Below are 25562 nucleotides of genomic sequence, written 5' to 3'. Positions count from 1 at the left end.
TGGACGAAGATCGGGCGAGGCACCAGAAGTCGGGTGACTTTGGAAACTCGCCCGTTCAGAGGTTCCGCTTCGTTCAAGCCGCGGCGCGGTTGGCTTGTTGGAAGTACGACGCCACCGACTCGACGACGCGAATCTGTTCGTCTTCGGTCAACGAGGGGAAGATCGGCAGGTTCAGCACTTCCGCGCTGGCCGCTTCGGTGTGTTTCAATCCGTCGTGACGGAAGGGAACGTCTTGGAAGCATTCTTGGTGATGCATCGGCACCGGATAGTAGATCTCCGATCCGATGCTGCGTTCGGACAAATGAGCTCGCAAGGCATCCCGTCGACCGCCGGGGACTCGCAGCGTGTACTGGTTCCAAACGTGGCGAGCGTGGGGGTCGTGGTAGGGCGTGATCAACTGGTCATCGCTCACCAAACCGGCTTCCGTTAGCAAACGGGTGTAGCGATTGGCGTTGATCGTGCGGGCTTCCACGGCGGCATCGAGATGACGCAGTTTGACGCGAAGAATGGCGGCTTGGAACGTGTCCAAACGGCTGTTGATCCCGACGACTTGGTGGTAGTAACGCGGACGCATGCCGTGACCGGCGAACAATCGCAGACGATCGGCAAAGCCGGCGTCGCTGGCCGTCAGGATTCCGCCGTCACCCATCCCGCCAAGATTCTTGGTGGGATAGAAACTGAAGCAACCCACGGTTCCCCAATTGCCGGCAGGCCGGTCTTTGTAGGCCGCACCGATGGCTTGAGCGGCGTCTTCGACGACCGGAATCTTGTGTTCGGCCGCGATTTCGCAGATCCGATCGATTTGGGCACACTGACCGAACAAATGAACCGGAATAATCGCGGCTGTTTTTTCGGTGATCAACGAGGCGATTGATTCTGGATCGACGTTGTAGGTATCGGGTAGAATGTCGGCGAAGACCGGTGTCGCACCCAGTCGGGTGATGCAACTGACCGACGCAAAGAACGTGAAGCTGGGCACGATGACTTCGTCGCCCGGTTGAATGTCCAGGGCCATCAACGCAAGCAACAATGCGTCGCTTCCGGAGGCACATCCGACCGCGTTGGGCGTTTGAGTGTAAGCTGCCACTTCGTTTTCCAACTCGGTGACGTCCGGGCCAAACAGGAAACGGCCGCTGTCGAGCACTTCGGTCAACGCTTCGAGAAACTCGTCGCGGTGCGGGGCGTTGTCGCGATTGACATCCAGCAGAGGGACGCCGGGGGTACCAGCAGTCATGGCGAGACTCTTCCGTGAAATTGATGCGGGATAGTCGAAAGTCCATTTTCGACAGTGTCGACGCACTGACGCGTTGAAACACTTCTGCTTCAATACGGTGCTTCCACGTCAAACGTCAAGACCGACCCACCGACGACGCACTCCAAGATTCTCCCCACAATTTCACGAAAACCACATGGCGAAGAACAAAAAAGCCAGAATCCCGCACAAATTTCTGCCCTGGATTACGATCCGAAAACAATACAGTTTGACGCACGCTGAGGTCCAAATGGCTCGGGAATTGGGGCTGGAACCACGCCGATTTCCAAGCTACGCGAATATCAAGGACCAGCCTTGGAAAAAGCCTCTGAAGGAATTCATCGCCGAGTTGTACTTGAAGCAAACCGGCCGGGAGCAACCTGAAACCGTGCACTCGATGGAGGACCTGGCCGCTCAGCATGTCGCTCGTCGATTGGCGAAAAAGCAAGAGAAACAAGAGCGAATGGCCGCGGAGAAGTTTGCGGGCGACGATTCCGAATCGGTTTGGCCGAGCTCGGATTCCGAAGCGACCAAGGAGGTCGCCGGTGAGCCAGAACTGGCTTCCATGACCGAAACCAAACCAGAACCGGCCGCCGAACCGATTGCTGAAGTCGCCGCTCCGCAAGCGAAACCAGAGCTTTCTGTGTTCGATCCTGAGTCGGAAGCGGTGTCCGAGCCTGAAGCAGTGTCCGAGCCCGAGGCGCCCGTTGCGGAAGCCGCGGCTCCTGAAGCGGAACGAGAAGCTCAACCGGAACCCGAAACGCAGCCTGCACCTGCACCGCCGGCTGTTCCTACGCTCGCAGCCGTGCCTGCTCCTGCAGTGGAGCCGACACCGGCAGTCGAGCCCGAACGAGCCGCTGAGCCTGAGTCGCCTGCCGCACCTGCAGTGGCGGAGGAAGCCCCCGCGGCCCCACTCAGCCCTTGGGAGGCCGCCCGAGCCCGAATGAAAGCCAAATCGGAAGCGAAACCCAGCGATCCGGATTTGACATCGGGCCCCCCCACGACTTAGCCTGAGCGTTGACAAACTGCGTCAATTCGCCGCTCGACCACTTTGGGCGGCGTTCCGTTCCCTTTGATTGGAAAGAGTCAAACGATGGCTAAACGTTGGATCTCAGCTCTGGCTGTCCTGTTGGTCGCCGCCACCACCGTGGTCGCCGCCGATGTCGCCGAGAAAACGGTGGACCTGAAAGACGTCAAATGCGTCGTCGCACCTCGCGACGCCCAAGCCAGTAAATCGGCGGAATACAAAGCAGGCAAGGTGTTCTTCTGCTGCAACGGCTGTGCAGGCAAGTTCGCCAAGACACCCGAGAAGTTTTCAGCTCAGGCCAATCGTCAGCTGGTGCAAACCAAGCAGTACGAACAGAAGGCCTGCCCCTTCAGTGGCGGCGAACTGAACGCCGAAACATTGATCACCGTCGACGGTGCCAAAGTCGCTTTCTGCTGCAACAACTGCAAAGGCAAAGTCGAAAGCACCGAAGACAAGAAGCAAGCGGAATTGGTCTTCAACGACAAAGCGTTCAGCAAAGGTTTCCAAAAGAAAGCCGAAAAGACGGACGGTTGATTCTCCGTCGCATCAATCCCAAACACGAAACCCAGTTGGAATCCCCAACTGGGTTTTTTCGTAGCGACAGTCTTTTCCTATCAACTGCTCCGAATCGCGAGAATGCCTGCAACTTCAATCTCGCCCGTAACCGACAGACGCCCACAGTCGGTCGCGCACACCCCACCGCCGCCAAGGAGCTCGTGCAGTTTTTTGATTTCGCTTTTCGGCAGATTTCCACATGGTGTACCTCTCCCGAAACGAAGTTTGGGCAGAGGTCAAGCGACGCCGTTCAGGCGTACGTGAGGGAGGGAGCCGAGCATGGAAAGCGGCGCGGATTGCCCTCCCCCGGAAATCTCGCTGAACGCTCGCATTCCGCCCCTCCCCAACTGCGGAGGTCGTGCAGTTTATAGATGCTGTACTGCCAGGCGATTGTCAGCACCCTCCGCCTGGGAGGGTCGAGCGAAGCGAGGGGAGGGCTCAGCATTGAATCCAGCGCGTAACCCTCCCCGGCCCGAAACGGGCCGAACCTCCCGAAGGGAGAGTGAAGTAAAACGGCACGACCTCCCAATCAAACCTGGAACGAGAGGAGAACATTTGTCCTCAAATGTTTGCGTGCCCAGTCGCTATCGTCGAGCAGCATCACGCGAACGGTTTCAAGTGGACTGTCATAGCAGATGCGTCGCAAAGCAATGGCGAAACGTGTGGCTTGTCACATGCTTCCAAATCCCCGCCTGCTCCACTGCGCGTCGCAAATGCGTCGGGAAGGTGATCGCAAGAAAGCAATCACATCATCGGCCGAAAACTTCCAATCCGGTTCCGTCTTCCGCCGGTGAAATTGGCAAAGCTTTTGGAACCATCTCTTCGCCCAACGCTGCTTCTGTTCGGCACTCGCCGGTTTCGAAAACGTCCCCATCACAACTCAACTCCCGCACCTGAACCGTGTCAATGCAATTCGTGTCATCCAACCTGCCACCTCAGCAAGTCGCTCACCCCGTCGTTCTGCAACCCAAGTGGCTGTTAGCCTGAGAATCCTCCCTCCCAACCCGCCGCGTAAACAACAAGTCACGATGTTAGCGGTGCGGCGCAAGCCGCCCGGTGAGGAACCGGAGTTGGAAGTGGAAGCAACCACGCTTGCCAAGACATTTCAAATGCCGAAAGACTACTGCCGACCTGTTTAGCGGTGTGGCGCAAGCCGCCCGGTGAGGAACCGGAGGGCTCGCGTCCTTCCGCTAAGCAGGTACGCAGGTGTCATCGGGTATGTGAGCCGTTGGCGTTAGCCACGGTTTTCACTCGCAACCGGGGCGAACGCCCAGACGGCTCACATGGTTGTGCCCGATCATTCCACCCGACCTGCTTACGTCACTTGTTGTTCACGTGGTTCGAAGCAAGGCCTCCCAGCATCTCCTCCTGCCGATCAAACATAAAACGCTTCCCAAAACGCTCCAACGCAACCAGACGCAACGCCTCCACGTCAGCCACCAAAACTGTCTCGCGTGCGTGAACAAGCGAGGCGGGAAACTCGCTGAAACCACCGCTCAAAGCGTGCGGTTTTGTTCATCAGATGCAAAAATGCTTGCATGCGGGGAATGGATCCCCAAAAATAAGATGGGACTTTCACTGGACACATTCTTGAGAAAGAGAAGGCGATCCTTCGCAGCGCGAAAGTTGTCAAGGAAATCTGTCCCACCGGTGGAAGACATGCCGCACCTTCCAGGCGTCATCACGGTGAGAATAAGTCACCCAGATGGACGAAGTCCGCGTCGACTGACGAGAACAAGTGCCCGGAAGGCGACTGATTGAAGACGGGACATGGGGCGGGCAAGAGGAAGTGCCTGCTACCATGCAAGGTTGTGTTGACCAAGTTCCGCGGCATCTTCCAAGCCTTGCTGCGAGAGCAGTTGTTCTCTGGCAGGATTCAACTGCCACCGGGGTGGACACCAGGGCGATTGCGACACTCCACAGGCAATCGCCTTGCCCTTGGAATGCGTGAGTGCGTACCGCCGAAGTCACTTCGAAAACCATGTTCGGTCACGTTCGCTGACACCATCCGCCGATGCCACGGCAGTCTCAAAGTCTGCAGGTGCTGTCAGAATGACTCCCCCGCCCGGCACGCAACATTGCTACAGCGACACGCAGCAGGTAAGATTCTGAGCATGGAAGCGAGTTGAGTGATATTGGTCAAACACCCCAACTCACTTACCCCGTATCATGCAATTTCCCGAATACGACCCTACTGAGTAGGGTTGAATCTATTGTTCTGGCAACCGAAACGCATCTACGATCATTCTCGCTGTTACCGCGCATGGACACTCGGATGTACTTCAATCCCTCCCGACCGTTCTTAACGATATCGACGCTTGTTTGCCTAGCTGTAGGACAGCTGCACGCGGGCGATTATCACGCTAGTGGATACTCCAAAGGACCGCATATCGAGAGTGGATCCTTTGGTGGTGACTTTGACTTCTCTGTTAAAACGCAACCCACATCCGAGACTGAACGGCGATTTCTCTCGCTCCTAATCTCAACTCCTGATCGTAACCAACCAACCCTCGCGTTCAGCATTGTGCTCGATGACGCCAATGCCAAGGCTGAAGTGACGGATGTCTACGACAGCAAAACGCACGGAGTCGCCGCCTGGACATTTCGAGTCACGATAGACGGGCACCCCACGACCCTCATCTACCAAGTCAAAGACAACGGAGACGGAAAATTCACCGATGTACTTGCGATTGCCAACCGCGCGGTCAATTTAGATGAGGGACGGTTGATTGAGATCGGAACACTCGATGACGATGGTGGCCTCGACCGAGTCTCACAAGCAGGGTGTCGGGATGATCTGAAGTTCATCGTGAAAATGAAACAACGCTTCCGTCGGGATCTGAACGCAGTCAATGCGGATATGGACGACTGGGAGCCAGAACCATGACATGCACGGGAGGACGGCTTGCGGCCTTTGTTAGAATGGCGAGTCAATCGTCCGTCCCCCGTGATGTCTACCGTTATCTGGCTACATGAAATTCACCTTGCGTCACACTCTGCTTGCCGTCGCCGCAATCGCGCTGACCATTGCGGCGTGGATCGTGACTGTGAATCACATTGACCATCAAGGTGATGGATACAGTGTTGAGCAACTCGAAACTGCCCTTCGTTCCGTTGACGAAACAAATCCAGAATATGATGTTTCCCGTCGAATCAACGGCGGTGACTTTCGTTATGCTGGCTGTTGGGGCGAACCCGGCGGCCCATTTTTCCCCGGCGTGCAACAATCTGAATGGCAGGGAATTCGTGACGCAAAAGACTACTGGACACTCGACGGAACAACGGATGCACTCGAATCTCGCCATCACCATCGGTTGATTGATCGTGCATGGCAGTACGCCGAACGGTACAATAGAGATCTAAACTCAAGAAAACCAACTGCGAACTAATATCCGAATCGCCAGATAACCAATAAGGATTTGACTTCGCGTGGATGCGACGGTTGAGTCACTTTCTCTTTTCTGTTGCTTCGTTCGTCGCGGTTCAAAACGCGTCGTCTAGCCGAAGCTCAAGTCCTCTGTTCAAGATGCCCGGTGATGAACGCCGAACGGCCCGCCTGTTCTCCCTTGGACTTTGCTTCTGATTCCTGACCTCCGGTGAAGGCTATGGTTCGGCCCAACTGCAACTCTTCGGTGGTTGGCCACTTGCTCGGACCCTGGTTGTGCTGGATCGGCCGTGAATGGCATCGATTGAGATTCATTGCCCGGTGGTTTTGAGGCAAGAGATTGCTGTCGCGACATATCTTCCCCCTTCGCCCTCCTGAAGACGCTCGAATTCGTTCGGTCATTTCACTTCCCTGGTTCATGCGTTAAGCAGTTCGGCAGGAGTCTTTCAGTATTTTGAATGTTTTGGGTAGCGTCGTTGCTCCCACGTACAACCGGGGCTAACGCCCAAACGGCTCACATGGTTTTGCTCGATCATTCCTGCTGACCTGCTTACCCACTGTCGTAGTTGGTCAGCCCATGTTCGGGGCGGATGCCCTGGGATGACGATGACGTGCAACTGACCTCGAGCACTCGCATCGCCCCGCCGCACAGGCGACATTTCATCGGTGCGGTCAGTGGTTCCGCTTGCGGGGCGTAGCCGCTGCCCAACCAGAACGTCCAGCCCAGAGCGAGCCAGACCAACCACTTCACCTCCTCGACTTTCACCTTGCTGTTTACTCGTCGCTGCCTGGTAGCCTACCGAACAACTTTTCGATTTCTTCGCGAGCGTTGGCCTCGGCCGTATCAGTCAAATGCAGGTACACCATCGTGGTCTGCAGCGACGAATGCCCCAAGTACTTTTGAATCACCTTCAGCCCCACGCCCGCTTCGAGCAAGTGCGTCGCATAGGAATGACGCAGCGTATGAATGCTGACCTTCTTGCCAAAGCGGAGGTTTTTCGTGATCTGCTTCATTGCTCCTTGAACGGCCGTTTCGCTCATCGGAGTCGTCGCTTGACTGACGCCGTCTTTGGCAAGGCTGTGGTTTCGGCCATCTGCCGGAAACAGCAGGCGTGGGTGCCGGTGACTTGCCCAGTAGTTTCGCAGAAGTCGAACGGTCGTCGTCGGCAGCGGGACATACCGGTCCTTGGCTCCCTTGCCGGTCAGGTGCAAGTCTTCGGAGAGTCTCAGGCGAAGACTTTCCGGGAAGTGGGATCCAGGTGCAACTTGCGAATCGTTTGAACTAAACGTGGATATGTTGGTTTCCTTTTCAGGAGGAGCTGTTCCCAGCGAACAGCATCCTTCTGAAAGGATGCTTCCAACAATTCGTCACGCGCACGTTCCACCACCAATACGAAACCGCCGCGCTAGCGGCTAACTTGAACCAGAGAATCGCACGGGAGATCGCGAGCTAGGTTAAGCAGGTCGGCTGGAATGATCGGGCACAACCATGTGGGCCTTTTGGGCGTTCGCCCCGGTTGCGCGTGAAAACCGTGGCTAACGCCAACGGCTCACATACCCGATGACACCTGCGTACCTGCTTAGTGGTCGTTTGAACATCGCCCGCGCGAGCCACGTGAATTCCACCGTTCTTCCATTTACACGAATCACTTACTCCCTTACGCGGAATAGTCAACATCCATGAATCACCGCGAGTCGGAAGCTGTAGTAGGATACGCTGTCTACGATAAGTTCGAGACATGCTACGAGTATAATGAAAACGCATGCATGATCGCAGACTCGAAAGACAGCGCTCGTGCGATCTTGCTCCGGAGCTTTAGCGACGCTGAAGACTGTCGAATTGACACTGTCACTTTTCGGGACATCATGTGTGACTTCGGTGCGTCGTGTGGCGAATACGCAATGGAGAGTCAAGCTTATGGCGAGTTCAAGAAAGTAGCCGAATTGAACAACGTGACGTTCACTTCCGAACCGTACGATGGAATCGTAACGCTTCAGGTGGTTGAAGTTGATGGCGTCAAAACTCGCGAAGACTGAGGAAGAACAAAGCCGTGCACACGGAGCACGGCTTGCGAAGTTTCAGAAATAGAAAGTCGTCTTTCCGTGCCTGGTGACGGCTGCCGTTCCCCGACTGAAACCCATGGAACCTGCACAGCCGAATGGAATACCAACGGTCTTGGCTTCGCGACCTCGCCATCTCTGTCTTTGCGCTCACATCTGTTTCGGCGCTCTGTGGATTCCTGGCCTATTCCGCACGCTCGATCGATGTGACACCGCTTAGGACGTTCGCGATTTCCATCATCGCAATCCTTTTCGCCGGGAACGCGGCGATCTGGCTTTGGTGGGTCTTCTGGATGTTGGTTCGACGCCAATCATTCGTCTGCCGTGTTACTTCACGCCTCATCGAATGCTTCTGTCCCATTCCTCTGCGTGGCTCATCATTCACACTTCCGTTGCACGAACTGGACTCCGTCCGAATGGACGCCTTGCACGAAGGAGGCCAGCGGTGCACGCTGATCACAACTGATGGACGCGAGTACGACCTGACGTTTTACTACGGCAATCCGGTTCATCTTGTCATCGATGCGATTGCCCACCTCAAGCCCGATGTGGCGATCGTAGGGTACACGCCATCCACGTTCGAGGGCGGGGCGAAATGGGCGGGTAACGATGGCGTTGCACCGAAATAAAGTGGTCTCTACGTTCGCCTACAGGAATTCACCGGTGAGACTTGCAGCGATCGTCCTCCTTCTGACATTAACGTGCATCGGATTTGCGCAGGGTCCAAAGCCGGATGAAACTCCAAAGCGGTACTCAAAGTTCCAAGGCGATTGGGTGGTCGCGTCGTTGCAAACGGAAACCGATCGCTCAGATAAGCAACGCACGGTGAATAACTGTCATGTTCTGGGATTTGCGACATAGTTCCACTTTGGCAGAAGATCATCGTAGACGATTGTTAGGTTGTCTTTCATATCTTGGGTGGCAGTCCTTCCGGTTTCAAAGACGCGTTTGATGACAGCGACGGTCGTTCGCAGTCCAGTTCTCGTCTTCGCCCCGCGCATCAGCGACACGGCCGTGTCGAGACAATCAAACAGCATTCCACTGCACGCCCGTCCGATGTGCGGAAAGAAGCGGCGCTCGATCTGGTTGTACTTCGAACAGTACGGTGGATAGTGAGCAATGCGAATCGGCAAACCGATCGCATCACTCAGTCGCTCCAGGTCGTATTTGAAGATGTACTTGCTCGCTGAATTGCTGCCGCCCCCGTCACAAGTCAGCAGAATCGACGTCGCGTCCGGATAACGTCGGTGGCCGAACTTGTTCCAAAAACGCCTGAACGACTCACAGGCAAATTCGCTTGTGTCGCGGGACAGTCCCAGGTTGATATGCCCCAAATTGGCCTTCGGGTCAAAGATCCCGTGTGGGATCAAAGCGCCATCGGCCCAGGAAGGAAAGTCATGATCAAACGCTTCGAACGAACGGTTGCCGCGAACTCGCCCCTTACGATACAGAAGCCCCAAATGCTCCTTCGCTTTGGTGTCGATCGAGAACCAGGGCTCGCCGGCTGTTTCGTATTGCGAGACCAGTTCGGCGATGCGTTCAAACTGGCAGTCTCGGTCGGGATGTTCGCCGCCAGGGATGTCTTTGCGAATTTGCCGTCGACGGATTCCCGCGTCATCGAGCCACTGAGCGATCGCGTCTTTGCCCACGGGGGTTCCCATCTTCGCCAGACGCTCCGACAGATCCTGCGGCGACAAGTCGGTGTAAATGATGTCCTCTTCGTCGGGGTCTCCGGCGGTACGGAACTCGAGGCACTCGATCAGGTTGGCTTCTTCCGGCGTTTCGGAATCGATCTTTTTTTTCGACCGGCACCGGGCCGACGTACGCGTCCAGCCGCCGGGTCATCCTTCAGGTGATCAAGTTCCGCGATGCCCCGTTCAATCGTTCGGGTCGAAATCCTAAGCACACCGGCGATGTAAGTGATCCCGCCATGCCCACGCTGTGTCGCTTCGATGGCTGCAAATCGCCTGCGATCCTTCTCCGATAAAGTTCCTGCAAAATCACGCAAGCGTTGCTCGGTCTGTGAATCGGCTTCGCGTAAACTGATGGCCATCCGTGGCTCCGCCATGTGGGGATCGAATTGAACTCACAGCAGTCTATCAGATACGCCCAGTATCTCCGACACTAATTGATCGTGCGTTGCTAAGCCACCAGAAATCCTCGTCAATGTAGAAGGCGATCGGTTCACGCTCAGCGGTTCGGGCGTCCCGGAAGGCGTTCCCCAACCCCTTGAGTTTAGAATTCCCAGAGACAATCACGAAAATCCGTACCGTGAGCTTCAAAGACGGGGCGGAAAGAAACTCGACGACATTGTCGACGTCGACAATCAAATCATGGCTTTCTGGTTTGTCGGAATCTACAAATGGACAGACGAGGAGCTTCATCTGGCCATGAAATACTGTGGACAAGGACTCGAGGGCCAACCTTTTCGCGATTTCCGGCCGCCATCGTCATTCGACGACGATCCAACCGACGGTGAGGTGCGCCTCGTTTTGAAGCGAAAGAAGTAGGCGGACCATGGCATGAACGCCGAGTCGCCGAGCCTGTCCAATCCACGAACCGACCGAACCCGCCGACATCATCCATTTATGATCAACCCGTACCTTACTGCTGCGAGCAATCGCGAATCTGTGCCGCGTTGTCGGTTCGTAAAACCGTACTTCGTCATGTCCGCAATGCTCGCAACGTTCGCTGTATTGGCGGCAATCCCTGGACTAACGCTTCTGAATCAGGAGTACGGTTGGTTCCCGACGCAATCAGGGATCTACGGAATCGAGGTCAATGGCCAATCAGTCTCAAGTTCTTCGGCGAGACGGTGCTTCATCGGAATCGCAGTCATGTTCGCTTTGTCCTCTATTCTTTTTTGTGCATGGGCATCTCGAAACTGGCGTGCGAATAGGGCCAACAGAGGGGGGCGATGGTCATAGACGGACGGATAAACAAACAATGACCCCGTCCCCTCGTCTTCGCCAGGCAATGACAAATTTGCTTCTGCCGGAACTGCGCTTCGCTTGGTCCGGCCTACTTTGTTGCGAGCGGATTCCCAGAGCGTAGCCCTGGCTGAAATAGCAATGCGTCCTTGGGGCAGGAGGTCGTGCAGTATTGAAGTGCAGTTTCGTTGGCGAATCAACAAGCCGCAGCGGGAGGGAGCGGAAAACGGGCGTTCAGCGAGATTTTCGGAGGAGCGGCATCACGAGTCGCTTCCCATGCCCGCCCCTCACCCTCGCGTATGCCTGAACGGAGTCGCTCGTCCTAAGCAGGTACGCAGGTGTCATCGGGTATGTGAGCCGTTGGCGTTAGCCACGGTTTTCACGCGCAACCGGGGCTAACGCTAGGCTGTCAAAAGGTTGGTGTTGACACGGAAAATGCGACGTTGATTTTTATTCTGTCCTACGCCCCAACGGGGCAGCTCTAAGATAGCCCCAGGCATCGCCTGGGGTTTCGTTACGGAGATTCCGACACCAGCCCCAACGGGGCGGCCCTAAGAAAGACTCCCCAAAACCCGCTAGGACCGCCCCCGTTGGGGCTTTGTAATCTTGGTCCCGCCACAACCCAGGGCGTTGCCCTGGGCTGGCATAGGGCTGCCCCGTTGGGGCGAAGTCGAGGAACAAAACCTGCGCAGTCCAAAGCGGTGTCAATACCAACCTTTTGACAGCCCAGGCTAACGCCCAAACGGCTCACTTCGTTGCACCCGATCATTCCTGCCGCCCTGCTTAGCGCGTGGGCTTCGCGGCATCCTTGGGCAACCATTTCGCCATCTCATCCTTGACGATTTGGAGCTCCGGCTTGCCGGCCAAGTTTTCGTACTCATACGGATCGTTTTGGCTGTCGTACAGTTCCTCGTCGCCGTTGGCGTATCGGATGTAGCGATACTGTTCGCTTCGAACGGCATGGTTCTCGTACCCGTGCGTTGTGATCGCAGGAGCGTCCCAAGCCGCACTCGGGTTCTCCAACAGCGATGTGATTTCGCGGCCTTCGACGTGATCCGGGATGGGCACGCCGGCCAGCTTGCACAGCGTGGGATAAACTGACATCAAATCCACGGTCCGTTCGCAACGGGTTCCCGGTGACGTCATTCCGGGGACGACCCAGATCATCGGTGTTCGCGTCGGTTCCTCCCACAGAGCAAACTTGCGCCAGTGTTGTTTTTCGCCAAGTGACCAGCCGTGATCGGTCCATAGAACCAGGATCGTGTTGTCCTTTTGCGGGCTGCTTTCGTAGGCGTCGAGCAACCGGCCCAGGTTCATGTCGGTGTACGCGCAGGTCGCCAGGTAGGACTGGATCGCAGCCTTCCAGCGGCCAGATTTCAAGAATTTCTTGTGGTCCTTGTCGGCGCCCGCCATCCGCAGTCCGGCCGGTGGCAAGTCATCCAGGTCATTGTCACGGTGGGGTGGAAGCTGGATGGATTCCAGCGGAAAGGCGTCGTAGTACTTGCGAGGTGCCACAAATGGCAAATGCGGTTTGTACAAGCCGCAGGCGATGAAGAATGGTTGGTCGGAATCCTCGGTCAATCGTTCAATGCAGTAGTTCGTGGTGTGCCAATCGATCAGGTCTTCATCCTTCAGGTCGGGATGGACTTTGTCATTGTGAAATCCATCCATCTTTTCGACGCCAGGACCGTTGGCCGAAAGTCCTTTCTTGGACATGTAAGCGGTCCATTCGGAGGGATGGTAGTCCATCGAATGATAGATCTTGCCCGCACCGAAAACGTTGTAGCCCGCTTTTAGGAATTGAGCGGACAGGCCATCGCCAGCGGGCTGGTGCTGTTTCCACTGGTCGCCATTTTTGTAGCATCCAGTCGTCCAGGGCCGGCGTCCGCCCATCAAGGCGCAACGCGAAGGTTCGCAGGCTGGCACGGCGCAGTAGGCGTTGGTGAACGCCACGCCCATCTTGGCCAGTCGATCGAAGTTGGGTGTCTGGGCTTGAGGGTTCCGGCCCATGAACGTCAGCCAATGATTGAGGTCATCGACTGCGACCATCAAGACATTGGGTTGCTTCTTCGTCTCGTGCTGGGCAAAGACGGCGTTGGTTGTTTGCCAGGCAACCAAAAAGATTAGAGATAGAAGGACGCGTGTCATTGGGAGGCCTCTCCTCGGATGGGGATTTTGACGGGCGGAATGTGATCTCGAACGACGTCGGCCGGATGGAGGAGGCTTGGCGACGCCCATCCGGCAATGGCTTGCCAGGAAAGATCCGCTCATCTGCCGGAGCAGCGCCGAAGCGGCTTGATCCGGCCTACCTGAGAAATCGATCCCTCACGAAATCGATTTCATGACGGGGAAGAGCCTCACCAACGCGAGGCCTGAGTGCATCTGCCACGGCGATGGCCGTTCAAGCGACGCTAAACCAGGACTTCGCCGCGAATTTTGGTGAGCAGTTCGATCGCGTCACCGATCTCCGCTTTTTGACGCGCGGGATCTTCTGGGATTTCACGTTCGATGGTCAGGGGGCCGGCGTATCCGATTTCGCGCAGAGTCTGCAGGTAGGTTTCCATGCCCACATCGCCTTGTCCCAGCGGGACCTCGCGTCCGAACGTGACGCCAGGCTGATCGCTCCACAGGCCGTCTTTGCAGTGAACGCTGCGAACGTGCGAGCCGACTTTTCGCAGGGCTTCGATTGGGTCGCCGGATCCGTACAGGATCATGTTGGCGGGATCGAAGTTGATCTTCAGGTTGTCGCGTTCGACCGAGTCGATGAACGTCAGCAGTCCGTCCGCGGTTTCTTGCCCGGTTTCCAGGTGCAGAAACTGTTCGTTGGACCGGCAGTGGTCGCACAGTTGCTGGGTGACTTCCACGATGCCTTCGTAGTCTTCATCGGATGGATCATGCGGGACAAATCCCACATGCAGCGCCACGCAGTCGACGCCCAGCAGGCGAGCGAAGTCGCTGATTTCCATCATCTCTTTCAAGCGAGATTGGCGTGTCGCGGGGGGAACCAGGCCGACGGTTTTGATCACGGTTGGAATGTCGGCGTAGCTTTCGCCTTCGAACCCACCGAAGACGGCAGTGCACTGGACGCCGTATTGATCCAACTGGGCTTTGAATTTTTGAGCGGCTTCGGCGGTTCGGTTGCCAGCGTGTGGGGCGTGCAGCTGAATCGTTGGCACTCCCAGTTCACGAATGACTGGCCAAGCGACTCCCAGTCCCGCGTCGATGGAAGCAAATACACCAAGGGGCCATGAAGACATAAAACGGTCCTTTCAGAGAGTAGGTCGAAGATGTGTGAGGCGGGATATCAGGGGCTGCCACCCGTGCCTCCGCGGAAGAGGCTGCGTCTGCCGAGCCGTTTTCAGCTGAGCAGCACGCGAGCGACGTTGATGTAGATCACGATGCCTAAGATATCAACTATTCCGGCCACAAAGGGGTTGCTCATCAAAGCCGGGTCCAAACCCATGCGTTTGAATAGGATTGGCAGCGTGACACCGCACATGCAGCCGCAGAAGATGACTGACAACAGCGTGCAGGGAATCACGAGGGCTGCCAGGGCGGTCGGGGCAATCGCCAGAGCAACCAAAAAACCGATCAGGGAGAGGAAGCTGCCCAGGAGCAGCGAAACAACGAACTCTCGCGAAAGCACTCGCGGCAGATCGCTGTTTTTGACTTCGCCACCGGTCATCGCAGTGATCACCAAGGTCGCCGATTGGCTGCCTGAGTTGCCGCCGGCGCTGATGATCAGCGGGATGAACCAAACCAGCCAGGCGAAGGAATTCAGTTCGTCCTCGTAGGACCGCAGTGCAAACGCGGTCAGCAACGCGGCGAAGAACAGGATCGTCAACCAGATGCCCCGTTTGTAAGACAGTTTGATCAGCCCGATTCGCAAGAAGTCATCTTCCAGTGGCGCGACAGCGGCGATTCGCTGGGCATCTTCCGTCAATTCTTCTCGCACGACGTCGATGACATCGTCGTGAGTGATGATGCCCAGCAGCTGACGTCCCGAATCGACCACCGGAATGGCCAGCAAGTTGAACCGTTCGACTTTGTTGGCCACGGACTCTTGGTCTTCGCCGACGAGCGCGACGACGACGTCAGTTTCCATCAAATCGCCCAGCGTCTTGGTGGTGTTGCTGATCGCGGAAACCAGTTGCCGAGCCGACACGATGCCGCGGAGCAAGTTGTTGTCGTCGACGACGTAGAGGTAGTAAATCGTTTCCAAGTCGCTGGCTTGGCGACCGAGTTCTTCGAGTGCTTCGCGAGCGGTGAAGCGTTCGGCCAGCTTGGCCACGTCGGTCGTCATCAACGAGCCCGCGGTGCCCTCGACATACGAACGCAATCGCTCGATGTCACGGCGATCGATCACTGGCAACAGCGGCAGGATCTTTTCGACCGTTGCCGCAGGCAAAGCGTGGATCAAGTCGACCCGGTCATCGGGTGGAATTTCCTCGATCAACTCGGCGGCCTGATCGGCCGGTTCCCGAGTCAACATGTTCAGCTTTCGGTCCTCTTCGAAGTAGCCGAAGATCTCGGCTCGCCGGTAGGGTTCGGCGTGTTGCAACACCGCCCAGACCTCGGCGTCTTCCAGCCCTTCCATGAACTCGGCCGTGCGGCCAGGGTTCAGCGTCACGCAGAACTCCCGCAGGTCAGTCTCCTGACCGAGTTGCAGCATTTCGCGAAGTTCGGGCAGGAAGAGCGTGTTGACCATCTGGACCTCGAGAGACTGAATTCGTCGAATCCCGTTGCATCGGTGATGTTCCGAGCGTCATTTCCTCCCAGCAACCACGTTGCCGAACGATGCGACGTCAGTTGTTGACGCGTTCGACGTATTCGTTGTTGATGGTGTTGATCTTGATCACGTTGCCTTCTTTGATGAATCCCGGCACGTTGAATTCGGCACCGGTTTCGACGAGCGCGGGTTTGGTGACGTTGGTTGCCGTGTCGCCCTTGGTTCCGGGGCCACACTCGGTGACTTCCAGGTGAACGTGCTGAGGCGGTTCAACCACGATCGCGGCGCCGTTGTACAGCGTCATCGAGCACTCGGTGCCGTCCTTGAGGTACTTCCAAATGTCGCCAGCGACTTCGTTGGGGACTTCGTACTGTTCAAAGGTGGTGCCGTCCATGAACACGTAGTCTTGGCCTTGGCGATACAAAAACTGCACGGTGGTCGTTTCCACGTCGGCGGCTTCCAGCGAGTCACCGCCTTTGTACGTCCGGTCCAGCGAGGTGCCGCGAATCAAGTTTTTCATCTTGCACTTGTACATCGCGTTGCCCTTGCCGGGTTTGACGAAGTTCATTTCGGTTATCAAATAAGGTTCGCCGTCGATTTGAACCTTCAGTCCTTTGCGAAAATCGCTGGTGTTGTACGTTGCCACGGTGGGCTCCACTATCAATCGGAAAAGCCAAACGGAAAATAAGTCAGTGAACCGAGTCCTGGGAGGAAACGTTCGTGGGGGCAGTTTAGCGGCCAAAACCGAATTTGTCCCGGTGGGGGAACCGCCCCAAAACCAAGGTTCCGACGATGTTTTTGTCCAAAAAGGCGATGAGTTGAAACGAGAGTCCTTGCAAACCAACGCACAACCCGAAACGGCGAATTGGCGTGGCTCGATGAAGCGAGCCCTTCGCTCGGTGGGAGAATTGCGCCGACACCTGAATTTGGACCCTCCCGCGGGTGTGCTTGAGAATTCGCCGGTCGCGGAAGACCACGGTTTTCCCGTGTTTGTGCCGCTGGAATTTGCCTCGCGAATGAAGCCCGGCGATCCCAACGACCCGCTGTTGCGGCAAGTGTTGCCTGTGGCCGAGGAAGCCGTCTCGCCCGCAGGATTCAGCAGCGATCCGGTGGGCGATTTGCACGCGACTGTCGCGCCCGGGTTGCTGCACAAGTACCACGGTCGTGCACTCGCGATCACGACGGGCGCCTGCGGCATTCACTGTCGATATTGCTTCCGTCGCGAATTTCCGTACAGCGAAAACAGCAGTCGTGGTGACCACCTCGAGTTGGCCCTGAAGTACCTACGGGAGCAGGATTCGATCGAAGAGGTCCTGCTCAGCGGTGGCGATCCGCTGACGTTGACCGATGATTCGGTGGCCGATTTGATGCAGCGAATCGAGGCGATCCCACACGTCCGCCGGTTGCGGTGGCACACGCGGATGCCGATTGTGATTCCCTCTCGAGTCACGGAGGCATGGGTCGAACGAATGCGCGCGTCTCGATTGACGTCGTGGGTGGTTGTACATTGCAATCACCCGGCCGAACTGGATGCCGAAACGGGGGCGGCGTTGATGCGATTGGTCGACGCGGGGGTTCCAGTTTTGAACCAAGCCGTGTTGTTGCGAGGCGTCAACGACGACGCCGAGGTGCTGGAATCGTTGTGCCGGAGGCTGATTGATTTGCGAGTGATGCCGTACTACTTGCATCAACTGGACAAAGTTCGCGGGGCGGCTCACTTCGAAGTCGACCAGGATCGTGGTCGCGCGCTGATCAGTGAGTTAGAATCGCGTTTGCCCGGTTTCGCCGTTCCCCGATTTGTGTGCGAGCAAGCCGGCCGAGCATCCAAGACACGGCTTTGATGCGAGTTCGTTCCGGTGAGGCAAAGCCAGGGCGTTTCGTTCGTGTTTCTGGGTCGATCGCCACTCATCGAGAACTGCATTGAACAAGCCGAGCGCTGATTCGCCGATTTCCTCTGCCGCAACTTCCGGCAGTGTTCCCAATCCGGTCTCAGCCTGGCTGCAAACGTCGTTTGCGTCGGTCGTGAACGCCTTGCACTTCAATCCTGTCGCAGCGTTTCGCAACAACCCGGTCCTGCAACGCGAGTTGCTGGTCAATTTGCGAACGAACCGATCGTTCCTGCTGTTGCTGGTTTACCAATTGGTGTTGGCCGCGGTCACCTTGGTGGCCTGGCCTGCCGACGAGCGATTGGATCTCAGCAAGGACCCGCCCTCGGCGCGTCGATTGGTCGATTTGTTTTTTCTGGGCCAATACGTGATCGCATCGTTGATGGCCCCCAGTTTCGCGGCGGGGACCATTTCCGGCGAGAAGGAGCGGCAAACCTATGAGATGTTGCTGGCCAGCCCGCTGAAGCCGAGTGCGATCGTGCTGGGCAAACTGGTCGCCGCGCTCACTCATTTGGCGCTGTTGATTGTCGCGTCGTTGCCCATCATCGTGCTGTTCTTGCCGCTCGGTGGAGTCAGCGTCTACGAGGTCGCCGCAGCGTATCTGGGGTTGTTCATCTCGGTGGTGCTGTTTGGCGCAATCGGGGTGTTCTGCAGCAGCTACTTTTCGCGGACCAGCAACTCGTTGGTCGTCAGTTACTTGCTGATTCTGCCGTTGGTGATCGGTGGCGTGTTGATGTGGCAGATGCTGGCCGGGGATGGTTTGTTGCGGCTCAAAGTGGTCGTGTTGGTGGTGCCCGCGTTTGCTCTGGCGGCCGTCACGCTGATGTGTGCCGCGGCGGCTTCTCGCATGTTGTATCCGCCGGATGTGGGCAGCGAAGGCAAGGAGGTGGTGGACTTGGAACAGGAAGCGGCGGAGGCGGTTGGGTTGGTGATTCAGCCCGATCAATTCCCGGATCGGTTGTTCGCGCCACCTCGACGAGAAACGTTGATGGCCGATGGTGCCAACCCGGTCTACGACAAAGAGATTCACGGCGAGATCTTCAGCCAGGGCACGTTGATGCTGCGGTTGGTGATTCAGATCAGCATCTTGCTCGCGATTCCGTTGATGGGCGCTTTGTTGTTTTGGCAAACCCCGCACGCCCCATGGTTTGCGGTCTACGTGATCGTGTTCAACATGCTGGTGGGGCCGGTGTTTCTGGCCGGGACGATGACCAGCGAACGTGAGCGGCAGACGTTGGATCTGCTGATCACAACCACGCTGTCGCCTTGGAAGATCTTCTGGGGGAAGTTCATCGTCGGTTTTAGGGTCGCATTTGTGCTGACAAGTTTCTTGGTTTGGCCGATGCTGTTGGGCGTGGGGCTGAACACGGATTTTTATTCCAGTTGGCCCTTGATCGTTGGCATGTTCGCGATCCCCGTTGTGGTCAGCGTCGTCAACGCGGTGATCGCGATGACTGCGTCGCTGTATCAAGAACGCACGTCGATGGCGTTGATGACCACCTACCTGGCGTTGATCGTGTTGTACGTGGTTCCGCCGGGCGCTCGGGTGTTGGCATCGACGTTGGGGCTGTCATCGACTGTTCAGCAGTGGATTGAATGGGCGGGGGTGGCCAGTCCCTTCTCGGCGTTGTTTTCGCTGCCGATCGGACCGCCCTTGATGCGCGGTGATTCGTCTTATGCGGGGCAGCCGGTGTTGGTGATCGGGTACTTCGTCTGCAGTTTGCTGATCGTTGCGTTGGCGGCCTGCCTGATCGCTTGGAAATTGCGTCCGAAGCATTCAGCAGGTCGGCTGGAATGATCGGGCACAACCATGTGAGCCATTTGGACGTCAGCCCCGGTTGCGAAATGTTTGCTATTGACGCTCTGATAGCGGATGCAAATTTTCTTTTGGCTTCTGTCTTTCTCCATCCCGGTAGGGATGTCGGATGGTAGCCGGGGGACGCTGCGTGGGACGTTCGAAGAATCAATGGTGGCTGGCGTCTGGGTTTCGCCCCGGATGGGGCCGTCGTGCTTAGCTCGGGGCGGAAGCCCCGAGAGACCGATGCCGGAAAACAAACGGTCGCCCCGGATGGGGCCGTCGTGGGAGTTGGGGGCGTCCCTCGCTCACGCTTCGGGTTGTGATGGGTGGTCTTGGCCGCCTCTGACGGCAAGAGTGCCAGTCCTCCATTCGTTGAAACGTCGTTGGCGACTGAGTCGACAAGCCGTCAACATTTGACGCTCTGATAGCGGATGCCAATTTTATTCCGGCTACCATCTGTCATCCCTACCGGGATGAAAACTTGCGCAAACGAAGACGCTCCACAACACCGAACATTTCGCAGTCCAGCGTTCGCCCCGGTTGCGAGTGAAAACCGTGGCTAACGCCAACGGCTCACATACCCGATGACACCTGCGTGCCTGCATGGGACGGGGGACAGAGCCACAGAGCCACAGGGACGCGGGACGCGGGTGAGGTTCGAAAACGCTTGTCTCAGATCGGTGTCGCACCTTGCGGCCAGCCCGCGAAAATGACAGTCTACCGAGCTCGCGAATTTGCGATGGACGTCCGTTTCCTTTCACCTTTTGCAGCGATTTATGAGCCTCGTCACGACTCCATTCGGCCAAACCAAGGACGGGAAACCAGTCCAGAAAATCACGCTGACCAATTCGCACGGCCATCGTGTCTCGGTCATGAACTGGGGAGCATCGCTGCTCGAGGTGGAGGTCCCGGATCGCGATGGGAAATTGGCAAACGTCAACATGGTGTTTGACTCGCTCGATCGCTACCTGGGCTCGCATCCCGGTTTCGGAAGCTCGATCGGTCGGTTCTGCAATCGGATTGGTTTCGGCAAATTTGAGATCGACGGCGAGGCGTACCAAGTCACCGTCAATCATGGCAAGCATTGCTTGCATGGCGGCGAAGTCAATTTTTCGCACAAGTGGTGGGATGCCGATTTGGTTTCTGGAAAGGACGCCAACGGCAGCCCTGAAATTGGTGTTCGGTACAGCTTGGTCAGCCCCGACGGCGACGAAGGCTTTCCCGGTGAAGTGACCGTGACAGCGGAGTATCGCTGGAACGACGCCAGCGAACTGACGATCGAGTTCACCGCGACGACGACCAAGCCAACGCATGTGAATTTGACCAATCACAGCTATTGGAATTTGACTGGGATTTCACCAGGCGACGGGGGAGCCAGTTCCGTGCATGACTACCTGATGTTGCTGCACTGCAACGAGACGTTGGATGTCGATGACGATTTGATCCCAACCGGATCGACGTCGCCGGTGGAGGGCACGCCGTTCGATTTCTTGCATCCTGAAACGATCGGCAAACGCATCGACCAGTTGCCTGCGACGAAGGGTTACGACCATTGCTACGTGGTCGCGGGAGAACCCGGCACGCTTCGCCCGGCAGCTCGCGTGGTCGATCCCAAGACAGGGCGAACGTTCGAGATTGAAACGACTCAGCCCGGCATGCAGCTGTACACCGCCAATCACTTGGGCGGCAACGATTCGTCGGCCGGTCACAAGTCGCACGAGGCGTTCTGCTTGGAAACGCAGCACTCTCCCGATGCCTGCAATCATCCAAACTTCAAGAGCACGCTGCTGCGTCCAGGTGACACCTTGAAGGAAACCACCGTGCACCGATTTGGCGTGGAAGCTGGTTGATTGGTTTTGGGCATTGAAAAAGTTAAATTGAAAATTTGAAATTTGAAATTTGCTTTGTAGCCGGGGGTTGCTGCCTCGCAGCGCACCCCCGGAAACGAAAAGCTCACACCGACTCTGAAAGGGTCGCAGAGTCTTCGACCCTTTCAGGGGCGGGGATTGTCGGGTGCTTGAATCCGGTGGTGTTCACTGCGTTCAAACCACCGGCTACCGTCTGCAATCCCTTCGGGATGAAACTTTCGCAAACCGGCATCCTCTGAAACCCCGAACGTCTAGCAGGTCAGCATTGGCCTGGGCTGTGTTTGGGAACCGTGGCGACCGCCAAGCGGCTCGCATATCCCGAAGACTCCTTCGTGCGTGGTAACCGGGCCTAACGGCCGTCGGCTCACATGGTCGGTGCGGTAGTCGAGACCTACGACCACCGTTTATCAATTTGCAATTGTCAATTTCACTTTTTCAATTGTGACCGCAGGCATACCGACGTGGTGCTCACGGCGATCGCAGCATTCTTTCGCCACAGCATCGCCGGCTTGAACGAGTGCGTGTTAACCGGGCCTAACGGCCGTCGGCTCACATGCTCGGTGCGGTAGTCGAGAACCTGCGACGGCCATTTTTCAATTTGCAATTGTCAATTTTACTTTTTCAATGACAGCCGCAGGCATGCCGACGTGGAGCTCACGCCGATCGCAGTGTTCTTTCGCCACTGCATCGCCGGCTTGAACGAGTGCGTGTTAACCGGGCCTAACGGCCTGCGGCTCACGTGGTCGGTGCGGTAGTCGAGAACCTACGACCGCCGTTTATCAATTTACAATTGTCAATTTTACTTTTTCAATTGTGACCGCAGGCATGCCGACGTGGTGCTCATGCCGATCGCAGCATTCTTTCGCCACTGCATCGCCGGCTTGAACGAGTGCGTGGTAACCGGGCCTAACGGCCGTCGGCTCACATGGTCGGTGCGGTAGTCGAGAACCTGCGACCGCCGTTTATCAATTTACAATTGTCAATTTTACTTTTTCAATTGTGACCGCAGGCATGCCGACGTGGTGCTCACGCCGATCGCAGTGTTCTTTCGCCACTGCATCGCCGGCTTGAACGAGTGCGTGTTAACCGGGCCTAACGGCCTGCGGCTCACAGGGTTGGTGCGGTAGTCGAGAACCTACGACCGCCCTTTTTCAATTTACAATTGTCAATTTTACTTTTTCAATTGTGACCGCAGGCATGCCGACGTGGTGCTCACGCCGATCGCAGTGTTCTTTCGCCACTGCATCGCTGGCTTGAACGAGTGCGTGGTAACCGGGCCTAACGGCCGTCGGCTCACAGGGTCGCGAAGGTGTTTACTTCAGGTGCTGGAGGATGAAGTTAGTCATCATCGTCCGCGGGTGATAGCGTGTGCCTTCGCCTTCGCTGACCGAGTGGGTGCGTCCGGGATACGCCATCATCTGGAACTGCTTGTTCTCTGCGATCAAGCGATTGATCAGACGCGCCGACGACGCGTAGTGCACGTTGTCATCGGCTGTTCCGTGGATCAGCAGCAAGGGGTCGGACAAACCGCTGGCATGCGTGATCGGTGACCCCGCCACAAACGCGTCGCGGTTTTCGGTGACCAATCCCATGTAGCGTTCTTGGTAGATCGTGTCGTAATCCAGTTGGTCCGGAACAGGCGCGACGGCGATTCCCATCGAGTACAGCTCTGGGAATTGGAACAGCCCGTTGAGGGTTGAGGAGCCGCCGCCGCTCCAGCCCCACAATCCAACTCGCTCGGGATCAAGAGCAGCAAAGTGCTTCAGCATCGCTTGCGTCGCGTGGGCTTGATCCGAGATCGAAAGACGCCCAATTTTTTTGTAGATCGATTGGCGGAAGGATTTTCCGCGAGGCGCGTTGGCGCCGCGATTGTCGACACTTGCAACAGCAATGCCATGCTGAGTCAGCAGGCGATGCCACAGGTAAGTGGTTCCGCCGTATTGATCCAAGACGGTCTGGCCCGCGGGCTCACCGTAGACATGAACCAGCAGCGGTGTGCTCTTCGGATCCAGGGTCTTGGTGGTTCCATCCTTCCCGACCGGCATCATGATCCACACATCCAGTTCCACATCCTTGGAGGCAGGATCAGCCGTGAATTCACCGATGGGCAGTCGCACAAATTCCGTGTGGACCGGAGCGAGCTTCTCAAGGGCGTCTTCCAGCTTCTCGTTGTCGTCGAACGTTTTCAGTTGTTTGTAGGGATGCAGTTGGACGAGTCTTTGCACCGGAGCGGAGTTGAAGTCCGACCACGATTCCACGGCGTATTGAGCGGTGGGGCTGAATGAATAGGAGTAGGTGCCGCCTTTTTCCGGGGAGACGCGTTGCGGGGTCGTCGCGAGCTGTCCGCCCAAACCTTGCTGGAGGGACACGCGATAGAGCGCTCGTTGGGAAGGCTGTTCCGGCGACGCGATGAAGTCGATGTGGCTGCCGTCCTTCGCGACGGCCGCAATCGAGATCACGTCCCACGAGCCACCCGTCACCGGCGTGATTCGCGAAGGCAGGTTGGATTCTTCTTCAAGGGAATCGGGGGACGGGATTTCGATGGCTTCGATGTGTTGCCATCCCGATCGTTCTGACAACCACAGCAAACGTGGCGATGAGTTGCCCGATGCATCGCTTCCGAAGACGGAGCTGGGCAGCCAGTGCAGTTCTCTTAGGTGCCGCACCCAAGCGTCGCTGACTTCGGTGTGAATGTTGACGCAGTGGCCCGTTTCAGCATCGCAGAGGAAGACGTGGTTTTGATTTTGTTTTCGGTTGAGTTGCTGAATCAGCAATCGCTGATTCGCGTGTGCGAACTCACTGGGCAACCAGTCAACCGCGGCGATGTAGTTCTCACGCGGGTCGCCAGGTAGATCCAACCACACGGTTTTTTGGTTGGTTCGGTCCCAGACGCCGACTTTAGCGGCGGAGTTGGTTTGACCAACTTTGGGGTAAGCAAACTCAATTGTTTGGGCGTATCGCTCCGAGGTGTTGTCGATCATGGTTTGGATCGGCACCCCGTTGCTGTCCAGTTGCCAGAACGCCAGCTTTTGGCTGTTCGGGCTGAAACGCAATCCGTTTCGCAGGCCGAGTTCCTCTTCGTAAACCCAGTCAAATGTTCCGCTGATCAGCTTGGGATCGTCCGAGCCAGCGACCATCTGAAGATCGCCTGTTTGGCAATCTTCCAAGTGCAGGTCGTTGTCGCGAACGAAGGCGATGGATTGTCCATCGGGTGCGAAGGTCGCAAACATGGTTTGGGCTTCCGCGGCGTCGTCGCCACCCACTTTTCGCCAGGCTGCGTTCGGCGAGTCAACGCTGACGTCTCGCAACCAGTAGTCGCCGCGTGTGTGTTGTCGCCAGACTCGGCGGGTGTTGTTGTAGACGAGCAGGTACCGGTCGTCGGCCGAGAGCGTCCACTGGCTGATCTCGATCGGCTTGGGGTCGGCTGGGGCCGCCTCGTTCTCGTTGGATTCCGGGGAGGCTGGCTCCGCTGGCAACAAAAAGATCTCGCGAGGGACGATCGTGCTTGGCTCCCGATCCGGAACCGAGAGTTGGTTCAGGGCAGGGCCTTCTTTGCCGGTTTGGCGTTCCCAAAGGATGTCTTGAGTGTCGTCCCAAACTAGGGTTCGAGTTTTCGATCGGAAGTCGGATGTCTTGAAGAGCCGGCGGAGCGATAGGACCGCTGGATCTTTCTTCGGCGGTGCTGGAGGTGCTTGAGTTTGCTCGGTCGAATCTGCCATCGCTGGCGAGATTGTGCCGGGAAGGTGACCAAAGAAGCCAGCGGTCAGGGCAAGCGTGGCGGTCAGGACAAAACGTCGGCGGACGAGCATGCAACACCTTTGTGGTCGGGAGAGAAGGCATCCAGTTTGCCTTGTCCCCCTCGCCATTTCCAGTGTTTGCCAAAGAAACCGGGGCAGCGGAAGAAACCAAGCCGGCAATCGCCACCGATGGTGAACGGCATGACGCGTCGCATCAGTTGGATGCTTGGTCGTACGGCCCTGGGGGAAATGGCCCGCGATTGTTTCTGCGGGTTGCAAGCGAGGGTTGGGGGGAGGATTGCAAATTGCAAATTGGTGATTGGTGGTGGCATGC

Annotated in this window: 20 protein-coding genes and 3 pseudogenes; 10 read left to right on the top strand and 13 right to left on the bottom strand. The window is 57.0% G+C overall.

All coding sequences use genetic code 11. The features are described 5' to 3' along the window. Nucleotides 1-73: 73 nt before the first annotated feature. Complete coding sequence (locus tag PSR62_RS20990; RefSeq protein WP_274404941.1) at nucleotides 74-1234, bottom strand: DegT/DnrJ/EryC1/StrS family aminotransferase; 1161 nt, start codon at nucleotides 1232-1234, stop codon at nucleotides 74-76. A gap of 175 nt (nucleotides 1235-1409) precedes the next feature. On the opposite strand from PSR62_RS20990, the gene PSR62_RS20985 reads away from it, so the two are divergent. Next, entirely contained in the window at nucleotides 1410-2261 is an 852-nt protein-coding gene (locus tag PSR62_RS20985) for a hypothetical protein (RefSeq protein WP_274404940.1), read from the top strand. Nucleotides 2262-2345: 84 nt separating this feature from the next. Continuing rightward, nucleotides 2346-2813 (top strand): hypothetical protein, encoded by a 468-nt coding sequence (locus PSR62_RS20980; RefSeq protein ID WP_274404939.1) that lies wholly within the window; start codon nucleotides 2346-2348, stop codon nucleotides 2811-2813. 650 nt (nucleotides 2814-3463) lie between these two features. Here the strand turns inward: PSR62_RS20980 and PSR62_RS20975 are convergent. Next, nucleotides 3464-3568 (bottom strand): annotated as a pseudogene (locus tag PSR62_RS20975) (tyrosine-type recombinase/integrase); the annotation flags it as partial. Between the two features lie 1019 nt (nucleotides 3569-4587). Between PSR62_RS20975 and PSR62_RS25815 the strand changes: the two are divergent. The 3 genes and pseudogenes from PSR62_RS25815 to PSR62_RS20965 all read left to right on the top strand — a co-directional run. Continuing rightward, nucleotides 4588-4732: pseudogene (locus PSR62_RS25815) on the top strand (IS91 family transposase); the annotation flags it as partial. 377 nt (nucleotides 4733-5109) lie between these two features. Continuing rightward, nucleotides 5110-5721 carry a hypothetical protein gene (locus tag PSR62_RS20970; protein WP_274404938.1) on the top strand — a complete coding sequence of 204 codons (612 nt, stop codon included), beginning with the start codon at nucleotides 5110-5112 and terminating at the stop codon, nucleotides 5719-5721. 85 nt (nucleotides 5722-5806) lie between these two features. After that, nucleotides 5807-6223, top strand: a complete 417-nt coding sequence (locus tag PSR62_RS20965) for a hypothetical protein (protein WP_274404937.1) — start codon at nucleotides 5807-5809, stop codon at nucleotides 6221-6223. A gap of 546 nt (nucleotides 6224-6769) precedes the next feature. Here the strand turns inward: PSR62_RS20965 and PSR62_RS20960 are convergent. Together PSR62_RS20960 and PSR62_RS20955 are read right to left on the bottom strand one after the other, a co-directional pair. Further along, nucleotides 6770-6994, bottom strand: a pseudogene (locus PSR62_RS20960) (IS91 family transposase); the annotation flags it as partial. Next, entirely contained in the window at nucleotides 6994-7431 is a 438-nt protein-coding gene (locus tag PSR62_RS20955; RefSeq protein WP_274404935.1) for a tyrosine-type recombinase/integrase, read from the bottom strand. The pseudogene PSR62_RS20960 and the gene PSR62_RS20955, both read right to left, overlap by 1 nt. 555 nt (nucleotides 7432-7986) lie before the next feature. Between PSR62_RS20955 and PSR62_RS20950 the strand changes: the two genes are divergently transcribed. Continuing rightward, nucleotides 7987-8256, top strand: coding sequence for a hypothetical protein (locus PSR62_RS20950; RefSeq protein ID WP_274404934.1), 270 nt, complete (start codon nucleotides 7987-7989; stop codon nucleotides 8254-8256). Nucleotides 8257-8378: 122 nt separating this feature from the next. Next, nucleotides 8379-8909: a hypothetical protein gene (locus PSR62_RS20945; RefSeq protein ID WP_274404933.1), complete on the top strand. Its 531-nt coding sequence runs from the start codon at nucleotides 8379-8381 to the stop codon at nucleotides 8907-8909. Nucleotides 8910-9116: 207 nt separating this feature from the next. On the opposite strand, the gene PSR62_RS20940 is transcribed toward PSR62_RS20945, so the two are convergent. The 7 genes from PSR62_RS20940 to efp all read right to left on the bottom strand — a co-directional run bounded on the left by PSR62_RS20940 (nucleotide 9117) and on the right by efp (nucleotide 16585). Beyond that, nucleotides 9117-10040 carry an ISAzo13 family transposase gene (locus PSR62_RS20940; protein ID WP_274408236.1) on the bottom strand — a complete coding sequence of 308 codons (924 nt, stop codon included), beginning with the start codon at nucleotides 10038-10040 and terminating at the stop codon, nucleotides 9117-9119. Then, entirely contained in the window at nucleotides 10040-10333 is a 294-nt protein-coding gene (locus tag PSR62_RS20935; RefSeq protein WP_008671553.1) for a hypothetical protein, read from the bottom strand. Before PSR62_RS20935 ends, PSR62_RS20940 begins: the two co-directional genes overlap by 1 nt. Nucleotides 10334-10379: 46 nt before the next feature. Beyond that, entirely contained in the window at nucleotides 10380-10664 is a 285-nt protein-coding gene (locus PSR62_RS20930; protein ID WP_274404932.1) for a hypothetical protein, read from the bottom strand. Nucleotides 10665-11993: 1329 nt separating this feature from the next. Further along, nucleotides 11994-13358, bottom strand: a complete 1365-nt coding sequence (locus PSR62_RS20925) for a sulfatase (RefSeq protein WP_274404931.1) — start codon at nucleotides 13356-13358, stop codon at nucleotides 11994-11996. A gap of 263 nt (nucleotides 13359-13621) precedes the next feature. Beyond that, nucleotides 13622-14467 (bottom strand): sugar phosphate isomerase/epimerase family protein, encoded by an 846-nt coding sequence (locus PSR62_RS20920; RefSeq protein ID WP_274404930.1) that lies wholly within the window; start codon nucleotides 14465-14467, stop codon nucleotides 13622-13624. A 101-nt stretch (nucleotides 14468-14568) separates the two neighbouring features. Next, on the bottom strand, nucleotides 14569-15918 hold the full coding sequence (gene mgtE, locus PSR62_RS20915; protein ID WP_274404929.1) for a magnesium transporter: 1350 nt from the start codon (nucleotides 15916-15918) through the stop codon (nucleotides 14569-14571). A 97-nt stretch (nucleotides 15919-16015) separates the two neighbouring features. Next, the gene (gene efp, locus PSR62_RS20910) at nucleotides 16016-16585 is read right to left on the bottom strand and encodes an elongation factor P (RefSeq protein ID WP_274404928.1); all 570 of its coding nucleotides are present in this window, start codon (nucleotides 16583-16585) and stop codon (nucleotides 16016-16018) included. Between the two features lie 46 nt (nucleotides 16586-16631). On the opposite strand from efp, the gene epmB reads away from it, so the two are divergent. The 3 genes from epmB to PSR62_RS20895 all read left to right on the top strand — a co-directional run bounded on the left by epmB (nucleotide 16632) and on the right by PSR62_RS20895 (nucleotide 21473). Then, nucleotides 16632-17780, top strand: coding sequence for an EF-P beta-lysylation protein EpmB (epmB, locus tag PSR62_RS20905; protein WP_274404927.1), 1149 nt, complete (start codon nucleotides 16632-16634; stop codon nucleotides 17778-17780). Nucleotides 17781-17859: 79 nt separating this feature from the next. Then, a complete protein-coding gene (locus tag PSR62_RS20900) occupies nucleotides 17860-19623 on the top strand; it encodes an ABC transporter permease (protein ID WP_274404926.1) in 1764 nt (587 codons plus the stop codon). 776 nt (nucleotides 19624-20399) lie between these two features. Beyond that, the gene (locus PSR62_RS20895; protein ID WP_274404925.1) at nucleotides 20400-21473 is read left to right on the top strand and encodes an aldose epimerase family protein; all 1074 of its coding nucleotides are present in this window, start codon (nucleotides 20400-20402) and stop codon (nucleotides 21471-21473) included. A 1331-nt stretch (nucleotides 21474-22804) separates the two neighbouring features. Here the strand turns inward: PSR62_RS20895 and PSR62_RS20890 are convergent. Continuing rightward, entirely contained in the window at nucleotides 22805-25300 is a 2496-nt protein-coding gene (locus PSR62_RS20890; RefSeq protein WP_274404924.1) for a S9 family peptidase, read from the bottom strand. Then, complete coding sequence (locus tag PSR62_RS20885) at nucleotides 25273-25443, bottom strand: hypothetical protein (protein WP_274404923.1); 171 nt, start codon at nucleotides 25441-25443, stop codon at nucleotides 25273-25275. Before PSR62_RS20885 ends, PSR62_RS20890 begins: the two co-directional genes overlap by 28 nt. Nucleotides 25444-25562 lie beyond the last annotated feature (119 nt).

Source organism: Rhodopirellula sp. P2, assembly GCF_028768465.1.
In the GTDB taxonomy this organism is placed as follows: Bacteria; Planctomycetota; Planctomycetia; order Pirellulales; family Pirellulaceae; genus Rhodopirellula.
Note: the sequence above shows the minus strand (reverse complement) of the source record. Positions and strands in the feature narration are given on the sequence as shown.